Raw genomic sequence first — 17,210 nt, forward strand, 5'->3', positions numbered from 1 at the left:
TCACTGGATTTCCCAATTCCCGATCAGCGTGTCATCGCCCGATTACGCTGAGGGACCGAACGGCCCGTACAACGGAGTTGTCCAATGCCAGCACCACGCGAGCTCGACCCCCACGCCTCCCTGGCCTCCTACTTCGGCGCCGAGATCCGCCGCCTCCGCGAGCGCCTCGGCTGGACGCAGGAACGGCTCGCCGAAGAACTCGGCTGGTCCCTGTCCACAGTCGCCAGCGTGGAGACCGCCCGGCGCAGCCCGCCCGCAGGCTTCCCGGAAAAGGCCGACCTGGTCTACGGCCTACCAGAGGTCCTCGCTCACCTTGCAGAGCTCGTTCGCTCTCAACCTCGATGGTTCGAGCGCTACCTGGATCTGGAGCGCCAGGCACGTCGAATCAACATGTGGTCGATGCACCTGGTCCCGGGCCTGTTTCAGATCGAGGAGTACGCACGCGCCATCCTGAAGGCGGGGCGGCCCATGGATCCTCCGGAAGTAATCGAAGAACGTCTCGCCGAACGGATGAAGCGGCAACAAATCCTGGAGCGTGCGGAGCCACCCCAGCTTTCGGTCATATTGCACGAGGCCGCCGTGAAACAGCCCGTCAAGAGCGTCGATGTCACCCGTGCTCAACTCCAGCGACTGCGCGACCTTGGGCGCCGACCCAACATCCGTATTCAGGTACTCCCGTTCGCTGCTGGAGAGCATGCCGGAATCGACGGAGCGTTCACGATCTTCGAGTTCAGTGACGAGCCACCCGTCGGATACGCGCTCTGCCGCGACAGCGGCCGACTGATCGATCAAGCTGATGAGTTCGAATGGGCCACGCTCAACTACGATCAGCTCAAGGCCGAAGCTCTCTCCCCCGAGGCCTCGATCGGCATGATCACAGGAGCAATGAGCCACATATGGATCGACCGGAACCCCTGACGCTCCAATGGCGTAAGGCAAGTCGGAGCGGCTCCACAGGAGAGTGCATCGAGACCGCGCGCAGCTCTGACATCGTTCTCGTCCGGGACAGCAAGGATCCGGACGGGCCCAGGCTGGGCTTTGACCGGGCCGCTTGGAGAGCGTTCACTCAGCGGATCAAGGGCACCGAATAACCGGGTGACCTTGATGTATGCGGCCTCTTAGGGTGGTCGCATGCGTGATCTTGTGGCGCTGCCGAAGGCGCATCTGCATGTCCATCTGGAGAGCGCCGTTCGGTGGTCGACGCTCCGGGAGATCGCAGCGGCGAACGGTGTGGAGGTTCCCGCGCATCTGGGCGACGGCACCTACGCGTTCGGTGGATTCGCTGACTTCTTCCTGCAGAACGAGCTGGTGCGCAGTTGCCTGCGCACGGCGGCCGACTTCCAGAGGGTGGCGTACGAGTTCTGCCAGGACGAGGCGGCGCAGGGCACCCGCTATGCCGAGGTGTCGTTCACCGCTGCCGCGCATGGCGAGCGCCTAGGCGACCTGGAAATGCCGCTGATCGCCGTACTGGAAGGCTTCCGCAAGGGTCAGGCCGAGTTCGGGATCGAGGTCCGGCTCCTCCTCGATCACTCCCGCCGCCGCTCGGTCGAACGGGCCTGGAACACCCTGGAGCTCGCCCGAGGTCACGAGGAGGTCGTGGCCATCGGCCTGGCCGGCGATGAGGCGCACCCTGGCGATCCGTTCGTGGATGTCTTCTCGGCGGCACGTGAGGCCGGGCTCCACGTCGTCCACCACGCGGGCGAGGCGGAGGGTCCTGCGAGCATCAGGCAAGCGCTCGGCCCTGGCCGTACCGAACGCCTGGGACACGGCATACGCGTTCTCGACGACCCTGACCTGGTCGCGGAGGTCCGTGACCGGCGAATCCCGCTGGAGGTCTGCCCCACCTCCAACGTCGCTCTCGGCTTCGCACCATCGTTCGAGGAGCACCCGTTCCCACGCTTGGTGGAAGCCGGCCTGGTCGTCACCATCAACACCGACATCCCCGCGATGACCGGCACTCCCCTCGCCGCCGAGTACGGCCACGTCCGCGATGCCCTCGGCTACGACGACGCGGCCCTGGCCGCCTTCGCCCGCAACGGCATCCAAGCCTCGTTCGCCCCTGAGCCCACCAAGGCCCGCCTCCAAAAAGAGGTAACCGCCTGGCTCGTCCGCTGACCAGGCCCGGACGGCGTGAGCCGTCGCGGCAGGGGCACGCTGAGCTCACCCGGTGTAGACCAGCGTGAGTACCTGGAACTCGCGCTCCATCGCGCGACCGGCGATCCCGGCGAGTTCTCCCGTTCCGGAGTTCGGGACGATGCTTCCGTCGCTGCTCTGGTCGGTCCCGTCGGCCAGCCCCCAGTGCTGGATGACGAAGGTGCCCTGGCGACCGTCGAGCGTGCCCTCAATGCGTTCGGAGGCGACGTAACCGCCTCCTGCGCCGCCCTGGGCCGTGAGCACCTCGGCGACACCCGTTCCCTCGATCACGCCCTGGTAGCGCTTTCGGATCGTGACCCGGGTCAGCTTGGGGCCCTCGGCGCCCTCGTCGTACTGGCTCTCGTTGACATCAACGATCTCGAACTTGGCTTCAACAGTGCGCTCTACCTGCGGATCACTCATGACCGCCGAGGCTAGCCTCTCCCCCGGACCTCCCTGACCCGCAGGGGTGCGTGATTTGGGGGCCGGGCGGGGTGGGAGGGACCCCGCCCGGCCTGCTGGTCAAGCGCGTGTTAGGTGACCAGCACGGATCTCGCGGAGGAACGGGTCGTCGTCCTCGCGCCACTCGGCGGGGGTGCGGACGACGGGGTGGACGGGGAGGCCCAGGCGGGCGGCGGCCTCTTGGGCGGCATCGAAGGCGCGGTCGGGGCGGAGAGTGCCGATGACCAGGACCTCGACGTCGCCGGGTGGTTCGTCGCCGAGGCCGTCGTAGTGGGCGGCCCAGGCTCCGAAGAGGTAGATCTCCTGGACGCCGGGGATCAGGAACTCCTCGGCGACGACGGCCTTCGGGCCGAAGGTGAGCATGACCAGCCGGGCGAGCGACTCGTACAGCGGGCTGGAGGTGTCGCGGGCGACCGTACGGCCGGCGAGGGTGCGGCGGCGGGTCACCAGGCCGGCGCGGGCCAGGCGCTCGACCTCGCGGATGACCGAGCCCAGGTCGGTACGGAGCATGACGGCGAGGTCGAGCATGGTCGTCTCGCGGTCGGGGCCGAGCAGGAGGCGGGCCAGCAGCTCACCCTGCAGGTTCGATCGGAAGATCGGTAGCTGGGAAGGTGCGGCGGCCCTCATGTCCCGCATGAAGAGTTGCGCCACGTGGGCGTCGAGGGCCGGGCCGCGCCTCCGGGGGTGCCGGAAGTCGGCCGCCGAACCGAGCAGATTCGAACGCATATTCGAATGCTAGGTCGTGGGTCTGACATTTCCGGGCGAGGCGTTTCGGGTCAGCGGAGGTAGGCGGCCATTCCGGCGGCTAGGGAGTTCGCGGCCTTCTGGCGCCAGGCGGCGCTCTTCATGTGCGCGGCGTCGGTGCGGTTGCGCATGTTGCCGCATTCGATGAAGACCTTGGGGACCTTCGAGAGGTTCAGGCCGCCGAGGTCGGTGCGGGTGTCGAGTCCGTCGCCGCCGACGTAGTTCGCGTACGGCTGGAGCCTGTGGAACGCGGCGCGGATGTCGAGGCCGAGGCGCTTGGACGGCTTGACGATCGGCCCCGTGTAGCCCTTCACGTAGCCCGGCAGGATCACGTGGAACCCGCGGCGGGAGGAGGGGGCGCCGTCGGCGTGGATGGAGATCGCGGCGTCCGCGTGCATCTTGTTGCCGATCGCGGCGCGGTCGTTGACGCAGGGGCCGACGCCACGGTCGTTCGGGCGCGTGAGGCGTACGGTCGCGCCCTGGGCCCGCAGGATCTTGGCGAGGCGGGTGGCGACGTCGAAGGTGTAGGCGTGCTCGGCGTAACCGGACGTGGTGGCGGTTCCGGTGGTGTCGCAGGGCTTCTTGAATCCGCCGGCGGGCACCTTGCGGTTGATCACCTTGGGGTGGAGGTGGTTGTGACCGTTGTGGCCCGGGTCGATGACGATCACCTTGCCGGACAGCGGCTTGGCGGCGAGCGGGCGCGCCTGCGCGACCGTGGCCGTACGGGCGGCATGCGACCCGTCGGCGAGCGCCACCCCCGTCACCGCGACACCGGCGGCGGACGCCGCGACCATACCGACCCAGAGACCACGACGAGGCTTCATGGTCGCGAACGCTACCGGTAATCGCGATCTCAGCCCATACCGATCCATGAATGCGCATCGGCCGTTCGTCCGACGCGCCCCGGGAACGCGAAAGGGCCCGCACCGGTGTGGTGCGGGCCCTCTCGTTCAGCCTTGGCGGCCGGCCGCTGCGATCAGCCTCAGCGGCTCATGCGTCCGGCCTTGGCGGCTCACACGGTCGGCCTTGGCGGCTTGGTCAGTCCTTGTTGAAGTTGACCGCGCCCTCGATCGGCGGCGGGCTGTCCGGCACGCCGTTCGGCTTCGGCACGCCCTTGAACGTGAACTTGGCTTCCTCGCCGGTGCCCTCGGTGCCGACGATCACGATCTGGCCGGCCTTGAGCTCGTTGTAGAGGATCTTCTCGGACAGGTTGTCCTCGATCTCCCGCTGGATCGTCCGGCGCAGCGGCCGGGCGCCGAGGACGGGGTCGTAGCCCCGCTCGGCCAGCAGGTCCTTGGCGTCCTGCTTGAGCTCCAGACCCATGTCGCGGTCCTTCAGCCGGTCGTCCACCTTGGCGATCATGAGATCCACGATCTCGATGATCTCCTTCGGAGTGAGCTGGTGGAAGACGACCGTGTCGTCGACGCGGTTCAGGAACTCGGGGCGGAAGTGCTGCTTCAGCTCCTCGCCCACCTTGGCCTTCATCCGCTCGTACGAGCCCTGCTCGTCGTTGGAGCGGGCGAAGCCCATCGAGACGCCCTTGGAGATGTCCTTGGACCCCAGGTTGGTCGTCATGATGATGACCGTGTTCTTGAAGTCCACGACGCGGCCCTGGGCGTCGGTCAGGCGACCGTCCTCCAGGATCTGCAGGAGCGAGTTGAAGATGTCCTGGTGCGCCTTCTCGATCTCGTCGAAGAGCACGACCGAGAACGGCTTGCGGCGCACCTTCTCGGTGAGCTGGCCGCCCTCTTCGTAACCGACATATCCGGGCGGAGAACCGAACAGCCGGGAGACGGTGTGCTTCTCCATGAACTCGGACATGTCGAGCTGGATCAGCGCGTCCTCGTCACCGAAGAGGAACTCGGCGAGCGTCTTGGACAGCTCGGTCTTTCCGACGCCGGACGGGCCGGCGAAGATGAACGAGCCGCCGGGACGCTTCGGGTCCTTCAGGCCGGCGCGGGTACGGCGAATGGACTGCGAGAGCGCCTTGATGGCGTCCTCCTGCCCGATGACCCGCTTGTGCAGCTCGTCCTCCATGCGCAGGAGGCGGGTCTGCTCTTCCTCGGTCAGCTTGAAGACCGGAATGCCGGTGGCGGTGGCGAGGACTTCGGCGATCAGTTCGTCGGTGACCTCGGCCACGACGTCCATGTCGCCGGCCTTCCATTCCTTCTCGCGCTGCGCCTTCTGGGTGAGCAGCTGCTTTTCCGAGTCGCGCAGCGCGGCGGCCTTCTCGAAGTCCTGCGCGTCGATCGCGGACTCCTTCTCGCGCCGCACGTCCGCGATCTTCTCGTCGTACTCGCGCAGGTCCGGCGGCGCGGTCATCCGGCGGATGCGCATCCGCGAACCGGCCTCGTCGATGAGGTCGATCGCCTTGTCCGGCAGGAACCGGTCGCTGATGTAGCGGTCGGCCAGCTGCGCGGCGGCGACCAGCGCGCTGTCGGTGATCGACACGCGGTGGTGCGCCTCGTAGCGGTCGCGCAGACCCTTGAGGATCTCGATCGTGTGCGACAGGGACGGCTCGGCGACCTGGATCGGCTGGAAGCGGCGCTCGAGCGCGGCGTCCTTCTCCAGGTACTTGCGGTACTCGTCCAGCGTCGTCGCGCCGATGGTCTGCAGCTCGCCGCGCGCCAGCATCGGCTTCAGGATGCTCGCGGCGTCTATGGCACCCTCGGCCGCGCCCGCTCCGACGAGCGTGTGGAGCTCGTCGATGAACAGGATGATGTCGCCGCGGGTGCGGATCTCCTTCAGCACCTTCTTCAGGCGCTCCTCGAAGTCACCGCGGTAGCGGGAGCCGGCGACCAGCGCGCCGAGGTCGAGGGTGTAGAGCTGCTTGTCCTTGAGCGTCTCGGGCACCTCGCCCTTGACGATCTTCTGCGCCAGGCCCTCGACGACGGCGGTCTTGCCGACGCCGGGCTCGCCGATCAGCACCGGGTTGTTCTTGGTGCGGCGGGACAGCACCTGCATGACCCGCTCGATCTCCTTGTCCCGGCCGATGACCGGGTCGAGCTTCCCCTCACGGGCGGCCTGTGTGAGGTTGCGGCCGAACTGGTCGAGCACGAGTGACGTCGACGGCGCGGCCTCGGAGGGCCCGCCGGAGGCGGCCGGCTCCTTGCCCTGGTAGCCGTGGAGCAACTGGATGACCTGCTGCCGGACGCGGTTCAAGTCCGCGCCGAGCTTCACAAGGACCTGGGCTGCGACGCCCTCGCCCTCACGGATCAATCCCAGCAGAATGTGCTCGGTGCCGATGTAGTTGTGGCCGAGCTGCAGCGCCTCGCGCAGCGAAAGCTCGAGCACCTTCTTGGCACGCGGAGTGAACGGGATGTGCCCCGACGGCGCCTGCTGACCCTGGCCGATGATCTCCTCGACCTGCTGGCGCACCGCCTCAAGGCTGATCCCCAGGCTCTCCAATGCCTTGGCAGCCACACCCTCACCCTCGTGGATCAGACCCAGGAGGATGTGCTCGGTGCCGATGTAGTTGTGGTTGAGCATCCTGGCCTCTTCTTGAGCCAGGACGACAACCCGCCGCGCGCGGTCGGTGAACCTTTCGAACATCTCGTCGCTCCTCACAGAGCGGTTGGGCAGAGTCCGGAACGTCCGAACCTGTCCTTCCGCATGCTAGCCCGCCCCGAGGAGGCCGCCCGGTGCACTCCCACCAGGAGACGTTCCCCAGCTATGCGCTGTTCATCCTCATCCAACTACCGCGTCGGTGCGTCATGTTCCCGCTACGCCCCAAGCGAACGAGAGCTTTCCGCAGGTCGTTCAACAGGGGGAGCGGAGACCTGTGCACAGCTCGGATTGGCTGTTTGTTGCCTGTCTACCTCACGTGCGGCGGAACAACCCACAGAACGCTACGCCACAAGCGAACGGCCCGCCCCAGCATTGGTGGGGCGGGCCGCCGAAGCGAGGTGCGTCAGTGGGCCGCTTCGTACTGCTCGACCACCTGCTGCGGGATACGGCCGCGCTCGTTGACCTTGATGCCGCGCTGCTTGGCCCAGGCCCTGATGTCGGCGCTCCGCTCGCGACTGGAGGCGCCACGCGGACGGCGACGACGGACGGTACCGGCCTTACGCGACTTCTCCACGAACGGCTGCAGAGAATCCCGCAGCTTCTTTGCGTTGGCGCTACTGAGATCGATCTCGTAGGAGGCGCCGTCGAGCGAGAACGCCACGGTCTCGTCCGCCTCGCCACCGTCGAGGTCGTCGACGAGAAGCACCTGAACCTTCTGTGCCATGGGGACAGACCTTTCGCTGGAGCAAACTGCATTCGGTTGACAAAGATATACTGGGATGTGCGGCGATGACAATTCAACACTCGCGATGAAGTTTCCTTCCCCGGCGGTAACTCCACGTAATCAAGGTCAACGAATCAGCCATCCCGGCGATACGTACTGGCCGAGAGCGAGGGGCCGGTGCGCATGAATTGTCCGGCACCGCAACCGGGCGCCCGGATTTCGACGTGACGGGCGTCACCGAAGACGCTCCTGACCAGGCATCCTGATCTTGCATTGGATCGGGTATCGAAGACGCGGGGCTTTCCCCGGCGGGTACCAGGCGGGAGAGAAAAGGGCCCGGCCGCACCTTAACGGGCAGGGCATCACCCATCCCGGGACCATCGTTTAACCCTGACGTAACGGTACTAACCACGCCACGGACGGCAAGGAAAGAGTCGCCCCGGGCGTTGTGGACCGGTCCGCCGGTGATGTCGATAGATTTCGGCAGTGGCTGCCATGGCGAAAGCCGTTGACGATGAGAGATGGATGAGGGTTGGCCGCAGCTCATCATGGTGGCCGCACCTCATCATCGGCGGCCTATATCAGCGCAAAATCCCGCATTCTCGTCACGCCCGTGATGCCGTTACGTGGCTCGTACGTGGCTCGCCGCACACCAGTGGTGGTCAAGAACCGGACCGGCCGGGCCGTTTGACGACGACCGTGCCCGCGAGCCGATCGTGTCCCGCCTGGCGCCTGTCGCCTTCGTACAAGGCGCCGGCGTTCGCCACCCACAAAAGGCCGCCGATGATCCCGAGGATCGGAACGGGCCGTACCGCGATCGGGGCCGCGTACACACCGGCGCGCAGCAACGCCCGAAATACCCCGACACGCCCCTCAGAACGTTCAGAACGATCGCCGGACCCGCCGGGCGACTCGTCAGGCGCGGGCGGGGCCGCCGCACCCTCTCGCACGACCTGAACGCCCGCGAAGCGCTTCCCCAGCGTCCGCCCCCACAGCGCGAGCTGAGGCCACTCATAGAGAAATAGGGCACCGGCCACGATGGGCGTGGCGATCACTTCGGCGTGATGTCCGTGAACGACCTCGCGGATCACCATCACGACCGGCAATCCGACGATGAGCGTGTCGACGATCCGGGCGAGCAGACGCTGCCCCGGATCGGCGAGCACTTCCTGCGGCGGCCTAGGCCCGGCTACTTCCGCAGGGCTTTGGTCGTCCTCTTCTATGGGCCCGCGTTCCGTAGGCGTCTCGGCCATCGGGCGGCTAGCCCTCGTATTCGCTGTACTGGGACTCGTCGTACTCCGAGTACCCCTCCTCGTCGTACACGCCGCGCTCGTCGATCACCACGGTGCCGGCGAAACGGTCGTGCAGGGCCTGATGCAGGGGCTGGTCCCAGACGGCCCAGAAATAGGCCATGAGTGCGCCCGCCCAGCCGAGGAGCATGCCGTACGCGAAGTACTCCCACGCGCTGACGGCCAGGATCAGGAAGAAGAAGACGACGACCTGGTAGGCCAGGTTGTTGATGGCCGCGCGCCAGACGGCCTGGGTGGTCGTGATGGCCTCCCCTGCCGGGCGCATCTGAACGACGCCGAGCCCGAGGACGCGCTTGCCGAGCGTTCGGCCCCACAGGGAGAGCTGGACCGCCTCGTACACGAAAGGCAGCACTGCCAGTACGGAGAACATCGTGAAGAAGATGGGCCAGTTCCAGATGGCGCCATCGTCGGTTCCCTTTTTCCCCGGCGTATCGAGCCCGATCAGTCCGAGAGTGATCGGCAGGATCAGCGCGAAACCGAAGACCGAGACCAGCAGGTAGTCCATGAGCCTGGCCCCGGCGCGGCGAGAGATCGGCGCCAGCGGCAGCTGCGCGGCCTCGGCGACCTCGTCGAAACTCTGCCGCTGCCACTGCTGCTCAGGCTGTCCCTGCCACTGGCCTTGGCCGCCGCCTTGGCCGCCGCCCTGGGGCTGCTGCCACTGCTGCTGGGGCGGGGGCTGCTGCCATTGCTGCTGCTGAGGCGGCGGCTGGCCGCCCTGCCACTGCGACGGGGCCTGCCCGCCCTGCCAGTGCTGTCCGGGGCCGGGCTGCTGCTGGGGGTACGGCGGCCGTCCACGGTGGGGGGAGTCGCTCATCGGTCAGTCCTCCAGGCGAAGCAACATCCGGGTATTTCCCAACGTATTCGGCTTGACCCGGTCCAGGTCCAGGAACTCCGCCACACCTTCGTCATATGAACGAAGAAGCTCTTCGTACACCTCGGGCGACACCGGCGTCCCCAAGATCGGCTGAAAGCCGTGACGGGCGAAGAAGTCCACCTCGAAGGTAAGACAGAACACTCGTTCAACGCCCAGTTCCCGCGCGGTCTCCAGCAACCGGCTCACGATGCGGTGGCCGATCCCGCGGCCGCCGTATCCCTTCTGCACGGCCACGGAACGGACCTCGGCCAGGTCGTCCCACATCACGTGCAGGGCACCGCAGCCGACAATGCGGCCACCGCCTGCCGTCCGGCCCTGCTCAGGCCCCTCAGGACTTCCTGGCTCCTCAGGGGATTCCTGGAGGTTCTCGGCGACCCAGAACTCCTGAAGGTCCTCATAGAGGTTGACGTTGGTCTTGTTGAGCAGCCGACGACCGGGACCCTGGTACAGATCGACCAAACCACGAATCCCCGGCACGTCGGCGGTGCGAGCCCGCCGGATCACGACTTCCACAAACAGGCGAGATTATCGAACGTGGCGCCTTTACCTGTGGTTGTTGGACCCTTACCGTTGGTAACGACGGCCGGGTGACTAGACAAAAAAGACTACGCCCCGCCGTGCGCTTGCCCCGGAAGGTGATGGAACGCACATCTCGTACGAGCGTCACCTGCCAATTCGCATGTTCTGGTTGGCATCCAACGCCGACTCCGTTAGTGTCCTGCGCTGACATCGGCCACGCCTCGCAGTGGCCGAACCGCCGAAGTCCACGGGCCGCAGCCAGCGTTCCGGGGAGCCGGGGACCCACTTTCGGAGAGGTCCGGACACACCGGAACCGACACCGACTGGGGTGAATCCGTAGCCACGTGACCCTGTTCACGCATGCGCGCGGACGGGCTTCTCCAGCCCGAACCCGTCAGCTAACTCGGTAGGCGGACGAGGAGAGGAGAATTAGTGGAGCCATTGCGCCCTGCATCCTTTTCGCACTCTGCCGGTGTTTCACGCCGCGGACGGGTCACTCGATTCCGTCTTCGTTCCGTGGCATTGGCCGGTGCGCTCGCCGCCGCTTCTTTGACCGTTCCCGCGACCGCCGCACACGCCGATCCGGACCCGTCCACCAAGGACCTGAAGTCCCAGGCCACCAAGCTCGCTGATCAACTCGAGCAGATGACCGAGCAGTTCAACGGTCTCAAGGTGAAGCTGCAGCAGTCCCAGCGCGCCGCACAGGTCGCCAAGGACAACGCGGAGCGCCAGGAGAAGTCCCTGGACGGCGTACGCGGCAAGGTCGGCAGCCTGGCCGCCACGAGCTACATGCAGGGCGGAGCGGACCCCACGGTCTCGTTCGTCGCCTCACAGGACCCCCAGGCGCTCCTCGACCAGGCCGCCACGCTGCACTACTTCGCGGCGCAGGACGGCACCAAGGTCCAGGGCCTGATGCAGGCCATGCAGGCCGCCCAGCGCGCCCGTAAGGCCGCCGAGGAGCGCGCCCAGCAGGTCGGCCAGCTCCAGAAGCAGCTGAAGTCGCAGCAGAAGAAGGTCACCGACCTTTACGAGAAGGTCCGCGGCAAGCTGGTCAAGAAGGACCCGACCCAGCTCGGCAAGCTCCCGGTCGTCGGCAACGGCAAGGGCGCCCAGGCGCTCCGCTACGCCATGTCCAAGATCGGCCGCCCGTACGTCTGGGGCGCCGCCGGCCCGACCACGTTCGACTGCTCCGGCCTCACCATGTGGGCCTACAAGCAGGTCGGCATCAGCCTGCCGCACTACACCGGCAGCCAGTGGAACGCCGGCACGCACGTCTCCCAGGGCGACCTGCAGCCGGGCGACCTGGTCTTCTTCTACTCCGACCTGCACCACATGGGCATGTACGTCGGCGACGGCAAGATGCTGCACGCCCCCCACACGGGCGACGTCGTCAAGATCGCCCCCATGGCCGGCCGCCCCTTCGCCGGCGCGGTCCGAGTCGCCTGACCCCAAACTGTCCCGGCACGCAGCTCCGCTCCGCAGTTCAGGCCCCCGGTTCCGACGCGTTCCGGCTAGAAGTTATCCACAGAACGCCGTTCCACTACCGCGTCCTGACCTGCGCGTTCGACAATGGAATTGGGGTCGCCCCCTGGGAGGGCGGGGCTCGTTCGCCAAGAAAGAATGTGCGCGGCAGAAAATGTGCGCGCCGCGCACGACTCCAGAGCGGCGAGGGCGCTCCCCTGGGAACGAGAGCGCTCCCCTGGGAACGAGAGCGCTCCCCTGGGAACGAGAGCGCTCCCCTGGGAACGAGGGCGCTCCTCTGGGAATGCGCGCGCCGCGCACCTGGCCTCGGGTGGCGGGCCTTGGGGCGCGGCGGGCGTGAGGGGATCGCGAGGGGCCGCGGGTGAGCGGGACCCGCGGCGGGTGTCCGCGCCCGGAGGCGCGAACGGTGAGGGGATGTTCCTGGGGGGCGGAACCGCGTCCGCGGCGACGCTGTCTGCAGGGACCTACCTGCCAGGACGAGGGCGTCGCCGCTGCGGGGGCGGACGGAGTTCGTCGCTCGGTTGCCGGGCTAGATCAGCTGCCTTCGGGCCGCCCACACCACGGCCTCGATAGGGGTGTTGACCTCGAGCCTGTCGCAGATGGTGCGCAGACGGCGCCGCAAAGTCCGCGCACTCAGCTCGAGCTTGCGTGCCGCCACATCGGCTGTGACACCGCTGGCGATCTGCGCGAGCAGCTTGATCTCCTCCTCGTTCAGCCGCAGATCGTCGGTGGTACGACGTGCGAGTGTGGCCTGTTCCACTCCGTCCTCCCTCGTCCGTGGTTGATGACCGCGGGGATGCAGCCGTTCGCTACACAGGCACGGATAGGCCTCGATCTGTTCGCGTTAGGTTGCCGGTGTCCGGAGTCTCCGGACCTAGATCATCGGTTTCCTTCTGTTCGTCGCGTGCTTGGCCGGAGGTGGCCGATGGGTCGATTGCGGGGCGCCGTACGGGAACTCCAGGTAACGATTCACTCGTTGGCCAACCGGACGACGACGCCTCTCCGTCTGCGCCGGACGCGCCCACGAAGTTGTGGACGGTCCCCCGCCGTCGAGGAGCGACGTCTTTGTCCGGGACGGGTCATGATCGCCAGCCACTCGTGCCCATCCCTTCTCGTCCGGTTCTCCGAACCACCGCGCGGGCGATGATCGTGAATCGTTTCAAGCTACGCTTCGGCTCGGAACGCTAGGCGGCCGGATCCGGCCCGTCAAGCGGTGATTCGGCACTTTGTGTGCTTCCATGTTCACCATCCGTGAGGGACGGAACGGGGGCTCGTGGGGGAAATCTCGATAACCTGCGAAAACAGATCCGGGGTCGACGAGGAGTGAGTTGCCACCCAGCAGTATTCGGGAAGTCGCGAGGCGTGCCGGCGTCTCAGTTGGGACCGTTTCGAATGTCCTAAACCGGCCAGACCTCGTGGCCGAAGCTACCCGTAACCGTGTTCAAGCGGCGATCGAGGAACTTGGATTCGTCCGGAACGAGTCCGCCCGCCGCCTTCGTCAGGGTCCCGAACAAGGTCCCGAACGACCCGATTCGGGCCGCGCCCGCGCGTACGGGATCGTGGTCGAGGACCTCACCAACCCGTACGCGACCGACGTCGCCCGCGGCGCCGAACGCGCGCTCAACGCGGCGGGCCATGACGCGCTGTGGCTCACCAGCGATCACTCGGCCGACAAGGAGCGCCGCATCCTCGACCTGCTCGAGGAGCAGCGCGCCACCGGCGTCCTGATCATTCCGGTCGGGCTCGGCCCGGCGGGCATCGACCGGCTGCGCGAGTCCGGCATGACGGTCGTGCTGCTCGACCACGCGGGCCCCGACGTGTGCTCGGCCCAGGTGGACCACGTGGCAGGCGGGGACATCGCCGCCGGTCACCTGCTCGGTCTCGGCCGCGAACGGCTGGCGTTCGTGACCGGCCTGCCCGAGCCGCTGCCGTGCGTCGAACGCCGCGACGGTGCCGCACGGACGCTCGCCAAGGCGGGCGGCGACGAGCTGATCCTGCTGACGCAGGAGGCGCTCTCCCCGACCGAGGGGCGCGCCGCCGCGCAGCGGCTGCTGGAGCTGAAGCCGGTGCCGACCGGGGTGTTCTGCGCGAACGATCTGCTCGCCATCGGGATGATCAACGAGCTGCTCCGGCTCGGCGTCCGGGTCCCCGAGGACATCGCGGTGATCGGCTACGACGACATCGAGCTCGCGACGAGCGCCGCCGTTCCGCTCACCACGATCCGGCAGCCGCGCATGGAGCTCGGCCGCGAGGCCGCCGAACTCGCCCTGGCCGAAACCGCCGAGGGCGAGCGCCACAAACACCGCCAGGTCGTCCTCACCCCCGAGCTGGTCATCCGCGAATCGGCTTAGCGGCCGCCGGCGATCAGACGACGAGCGATCAGCTCGGCGGGCTGAGGGCCGATCAGCCCGGCGGACTGAGGGGCGATCAGCGCGGCGAGGTGAGGGGCGATCAGCGCGGCGAGGTGAGGGGCGATCAGCGCGGCGAGGTGAGGGGCGATCAGCTCCTCGATCTGTGGCGTACGGCATTGACATGGCGTCCAGGATCGGAATGACTGGGCGTCATGGATCACACGACCGGGGCGGCGACGACGGCGACCGCTGCCGAGACGGCGACACCCGGCTCGGCGGCACCTGATGCGAGCGCCATCCTGGGGTTCGATCCGTTCGACCCCGCCTTCCGCGCCGATCCGTACACGCACTACCGGCGGCTGGCGGCGGGCGGGCCGCTGCAGCGCACCGAGGTCGGGCTGTGGGTCACGACGTCGTACGAGGTGTGCGAGAGCGTGCTGCGCGACCCGCGGTTCGGGCATCGGCCGGAGAACGGCGGGATCTGGCGCGAGTCACCGATGCGGCGCCGGTCGTTCCTGACGATGGACCCGCCGGACCACACGCGGCTGCGCAAGCTGGTGAGTAAGGCGTTCACCGCCCGGCTCATCGAACGGCTGCGGCCGCGCATCGAGGTGCTGGTCGACGAGCTGCTGAACGGGGTCGAGGGCGACGTCGACCTGCTGGCGACGCTCGCCTACCCGCTCCCGGTGATCCTGATCAGTGAGCTCCTGGGCGTTCCGCCCGAGGACAGGGACCGGTTCAAGGCGTGGTCGGACACGCTCGCCCGCGGCCTGGACCCCGACTTCATGCTCGCCGCGTCCGAGCTGGACAGGCGGGCGGAGGCGCGTGAGGAGTTCGCCGCCTACTTCCGCGAGCTGGCCGAACGTCGCCGGGCCGAGCCGCGCGAGGACCTGCTGAGCGCGCTGGTCGCCGTGTCCGACGAGGGCGACGTCCTGTCCGAGGAAGACCTCATCGCCACCTGCGTTCTGCTACTGGTCGCGGGGCACGAGACGACCGTCAACCTGATCGGCAACGGCGCGCTCGCGCTGCTGCGCCATCCGGATCAGCTGGAGTGGTTCCGGGCCCATCCGGAACGGGTGGGCATCGCGGTCGAGGAGCTCCTGCGCTACGACCCGCCGGTCCAGCTCACGCTGCGCGCGGCGCTGGAGGACGTCGAGCTGAACGGGACGCTCATCAAGCAGGGCCAGCCGCTCCTGCTGCTCACAGGGGCGGCCAACCGTGACCCGGCGGTGTTCGCCGACCCCGACCGGCTGGACCTGGCGCGGTACGGGCGTGACGACGCGTCACGGCACCTGGCGTTCGGGCTCGGCATCCATTTCTGCCTGGGCGCGCCACTCGCACGCCTGGAGGGGCAGATCGCGCTCGGCAAGCTCTTCCAACACGACGTCGGCGACCTACGCGAAGTCGCCCTGAAGACCGGGGAGCTCGCCTACCGCGACAACCTGGTGCTGCGCGGCCTGGACGAACTCCCCGTCCACATCACTCGGGCTTGACCAGCGGGAAGAGGATGGTCTCGCGGATGTTCTTACCGGTGAACGCCATGATCATCCGGTCGATGCCCGCGCCCATGCCGCCCGTCGGGGGCATCGCGTACTCCAGCGCCCGCAGGAAGTCCTCGTCGAGCTGCATCGCCTCGGGGTCGCCGCCCGCGGCCAGCAGCGACTGCTCGGTCAGCCGCCGGCGCTGCTCGATCGGGTCGACCAGCTCGGAGTAGGCGGTGCCGAGCTCGGTGCCGAACCCGATCAGGTCCCACTTCTCGGTGAGCAGCGGCTCCTCGCGGTGCTGGCGGGTGAGCGGCGAGGTCTCCAGCGGGTAGTCCATGACGAACGTCGGCTGGACGAGCGTGTGCTCGATCAGCTCCTCGAAGATCTCCTGAACGACCTTGCCCTGGCCCCACTTGGCGTCCCAGTGGATCTCGCGCGCGTCGGCGTACTTGCGCACGGTCTCCAGCGGCGTGTGCGGCGTGATCTCCTCGCCGACGGCCTCCGACACCGAGCCGTACAGCGTGATCCGCGGCCACCGCTCCAGCCCGAGGTCGATCTCCTGGCCCTCGTGCACGACGACGGAGGTGCCGAGCGCGGCGACGACCGCCTGCTGGTACATCCGCTGGGTGAGGTCGGCCATGTCGTTGTAGTCGAGGTAGGTGCCGTACGCCTCGAGCATCGTGAACTCGGGGTTGTGCGTGGAGTCCGCGCCCTCGTTCCGGAAGTTGCGGTTGATCTCGAAGACCTTCTCGATCCCGCCGACGACGAGCCGCTTCAGGTACAGCTCGATCGCGATCCGCAGGTAGAGGTCCATGTCGTAGGCGTTGATGTGGGTCTTGAACGGACGCGCCGCCGCCCCGCCGTGGATCGGCTGGAGCATCGGGGTCTCGACCTCGAGGTAGCCCTCGTCGTGCCAGAAGTCGCGGACCGCGCGCACGGTGGCGCTGCGGATGTGCGCCATCTTGCGCGCCTCGTCGTTCACGATCAGGTCGACGTAGCGCTGCCGCACCCGCGCCTCGGGGTCGGTCAGCCCGGCGTGCTTCTCCGGCAGCGGCCGCAGGCACTTGGAGGTGATCGCGAACGAGTCGGCCATGATCGACAGCTCGCCGCGCCGGGAGGTGATGACCTCGCCCTCGACGCCGATGTGGTCGCCGAGGTCGACCTCGCGCTTCCAGAACTCCAGCTGCTCCTCGCCGACCTTGGCCAGCGACAGCATGACCTGGAGGTCGCCGCTGCCGTCCCGGATGGTCGCGAAGCAGAGCTTGCCGGTGTTGCGGACCAGCATGACGCGCCCGGTGACGCCGACCTTGTCGCCGGTCTCGGTGCCCGGCTCCAGCTCGGGATATTTCGCCCGGACCTCGGCGATGGTGGTGGTGCGCGGGAAGCTCACCGGGTACGGGTCGATCCCGTTCTCACGCAGCCGGTCGAGCTTCTCCCGGCGCACGCGCATCTGCTCCGGAAGGTCGTCGTAGGTCTCGTCACTCACGACTCAAGGCTATCGACCCCGCCCGATGCCCCGCGAACGACTTCCGGTAACGCGGCGATCATGAATCGCCGAGGGGCGCGGCGACAAGGACGCCCAGGCGGCGAGGAGACGGGCCGCAGCGAGGGATCAGCGTC

17 protein-coding genes and 1 riboswitch are annotated in these 17,210 nt (G+C 67.7%); of the genes, 6 read left to right on the forward strand and 11 right to left on the reverse strand.

Going from position 1 to position 17,210, the window contains the following annotated elements; all coding sequences use genetic code 11:
* Positions 1-84 precede the first annotated feature (84 nt).
* The 3 genes from J4573_RS30790 to add are packed head-to-tail and all read left to right on the forward strand — an operon-like array spanning position 85 to position 2,115.
* Complete coding sequence (locus J4573_RS30790; RefSeq protein ID WP_208259402.1) at positions 85-918, forward strand: helix-turn-helix domain-containing protein; 834 nt, start codon at positions 85-87, stop codon at positions 916-918.
* Positions 897-1,091 carry a DUF397 domain-containing protein gene (locus J4573_RS30795; protein WP_208259403.1) on the forward strand — a complete coding sequence of 65 codons (195 nt, stop codon included), beginning with the start codon at positions 897-899 and terminating at the stop codon, positions 1,089-1,091. Before J4573_RS30790 ends, J4573_RS30795 begins: the two co-directional genes overlap by 22 nt.
* A gap of 40 nt (positions 1,092-1,131) precedes the next feature.
* Entirely contained in the window at positions 1,132-2,115 is a 984-nt protein-coding gene (add, locus tag J4573_RS30800; RefSeq protein ID WP_208259404.1) for an adenosine deaminase, read from the forward strand.
* A 45-nt stretch (positions 2,116-2,160) separates the two neighbouring features.
* Here add and J4573_RS30805 read toward each other — a convergent pair whose 3' ends face one another.
* The 8 genes from J4573_RS30805 to J4573_RS30840 form a co-directional block, all read right to left on the reverse strand.
* Positions 2,161-2,556, reverse strand: a complete 396-nt coding sequence (locus J4573_RS30805; protein WP_208259405.1) for a DUF3224 domain-containing protein — start codon at positions 2,554-2,556, stop codon at positions 2,161-2,163.
* Between the two features lie 99 nt (positions 2,557-2,655).
* Positions 2,656-3,321: a hypothetical protein gene (locus tag J4573_RS30810; RefSeq protein ID WP_208259406.1), complete on the reverse strand. Its 666-nt coding sequence runs from the start codon at positions 3,319-3,321 to the stop codon at positions 2,656-2,658.
* Between the two features lie 50 nt (positions 3,322-3,371).
* Complete coding sequence (locus J4573_RS30815) at positions 3,372-4,163, reverse strand: N-acetylmuramoyl-L-alanine amidase (RefSeq protein ID WP_208259407.1); 792 nt, start codon at positions 4,161-4,163, stop codon at positions 3,372-3,374.
* Positions 4,164-4,377: 214 nt separating this feature from the next.
* Complete coding sequence (locus tag J4573_RS30820) at positions 4,378-6,891, reverse strand: ATP-dependent Clp protease ATP-binding subunit (protein ID WP_208259408.1); 2,514 nt, start codon at positions 6,889-6,891, stop codon at positions 4,378-4,380.
* A gap of 358 nt (positions 6,892-7,249) precedes the next feature.
* On the reverse strand, positions 7,250-7,570 hold the full coding sequence (locus tag J4573_RS30825) for a histone-like nucleoid-structuring protein Lsr2 (protein WP_208259409.1): 321 nt from the start codon (positions 7,568-7,570) through the stop codon (positions 7,250-7,252).
* 662 nt (positions 7,571-8,232) lie between these two features.
* Entirely contained in the window at positions 8,233-8,823 is a 591-nt protein-coding gene (locus J4573_RS30830) for an RDD family protein (protein WP_208259410.1), read from the reverse strand.
* A 7-nt stretch (positions 8,824-8,830) separates the two neighbouring features.
* Entirely contained in the window at positions 8,831-9,694 is an 864-nt protein-coding gene (locus J4573_RS30835) for an RDD family protein (protein ID WP_208259411.1), read from the reverse strand.
* 3 nt (positions 9,695-9,697) lie between these two features.
* Positions 9,698-10,267 (reverse strand): amino-acid N-acetyltransferase, encoded by a 570-nt coding sequence (locus J4573_RS30840; RefSeq protein ID WP_208259412.1) that lies wholly within the window; start codon positions 10,265-10,267, stop codon positions 9,698-9,700.
* Between the two features lie 246 nt (positions 10,268-10,513).
* Positions 10,514-10,702, forward strand: a riboswitch (cyclic di-AMP (ydaO/yuaA leader).
* A gap of 87 nt (positions 10,703-10,789) precedes the next feature.
* On the opposite strand from J4573_RS30840, the gene J4573_RS30845 reads away from it, so the two are divergent.
* Complete coding sequence (locus J4573_RS30845; RefSeq protein ID WP_307797029.1) at positions 10,790-11,719, forward strand: C40 family peptidase; 930 nt, start codon at positions 10,790-10,792, stop codon at positions 11,717-11,719.
* Between the two features lie 565 nt (positions 11,720-12,284).
* Here the strand turns inward: J4573_RS30845 and J4573_RS30850 are convergent.
* On the reverse strand, positions 12,285-12,515 hold the full coding sequence (locus J4573_RS30850; RefSeq protein WP_208259413.1) for a LuxR family transcriptional regulator: 231 nt from the start codon (positions 12,513-12,515) through the stop codon (positions 12,285-12,287).
* A 568-nt stretch (positions 12,516-13,083) separates the two neighbouring features.
* On the opposite strand from J4573_RS30850, the gene J4573_RS30855 reads away from it, so the two are divergent.
* Positions 13,084-14,106, forward strand: coding sequence for a LacI family DNA-binding transcriptional regulator (locus J4573_RS30855; protein WP_208259414.1), 1,023 nt, complete (start codon positions 13,084-13,086; stop codon positions 14,104-14,106).
* Here J4573_RS30855 and J4573_RS30860 read toward each other — a convergent pair.
* The gene (locus J4573_RS30860; protein ID WP_208259415.1) at positions 14,103-14,327 is read right to left on the reverse strand and encodes a hypothetical protein; all 225 of its coding nucleotides are present in this window, start codon (positions 14,325-14,327) and stop codon (positions 14,103-14,105) included. The genes J4573_RS30855 and J4573_RS30860 overlap by 4 nt on opposite strands.
* Here J4573_RS30860 and J4573_RS30865 point away from each other — a divergent pair.
* The gene (locus tag J4573_RS30865; protein WP_208259416.1) at positions 14,319-15,599 is read left to right on the forward strand and encodes a cytochrome P450; all 1,281 of its coding nucleotides are present in this window, start codon (positions 14,319-14,321) and stop codon (positions 15,597-15,599) included. The two genes, J4573_RS30860 and J4573_RS30865, sit on opposite strands and share 9 nt — an antisense overlap.
* On the opposite strand, the gene lysX is transcribed toward J4573_RS30865, so the two are convergent.
* Complete coding sequence (lysX, locus tag J4573_RS30870; protein ID WP_243773870.1) at positions 15,586-17,040, reverse strand: bifunctional lysylphosphatidylglycerol synthetase/lysine--tRNA ligase LysX; 1,455 nt, start codon at positions 17,038-17,040, stop codon at positions 15,586-15,588. The two genes, J4573_RS30865 and lysX, sit on opposite strands and share 14 nt — an antisense overlap.
* Positions 17,041-17,210: the final 170 nt, after the last annotated feature.

Source organism: Actinomadura barringtoniae (assembly GCF_017573505.1).
In the GTDB taxonomy this organism is placed as follows: Bacteria; Actinomycetota; Actinomycetes; order Streptosporangiales; family Streptosporangiaceae; genus Spirillospora; species Spirillospora barringtoniae.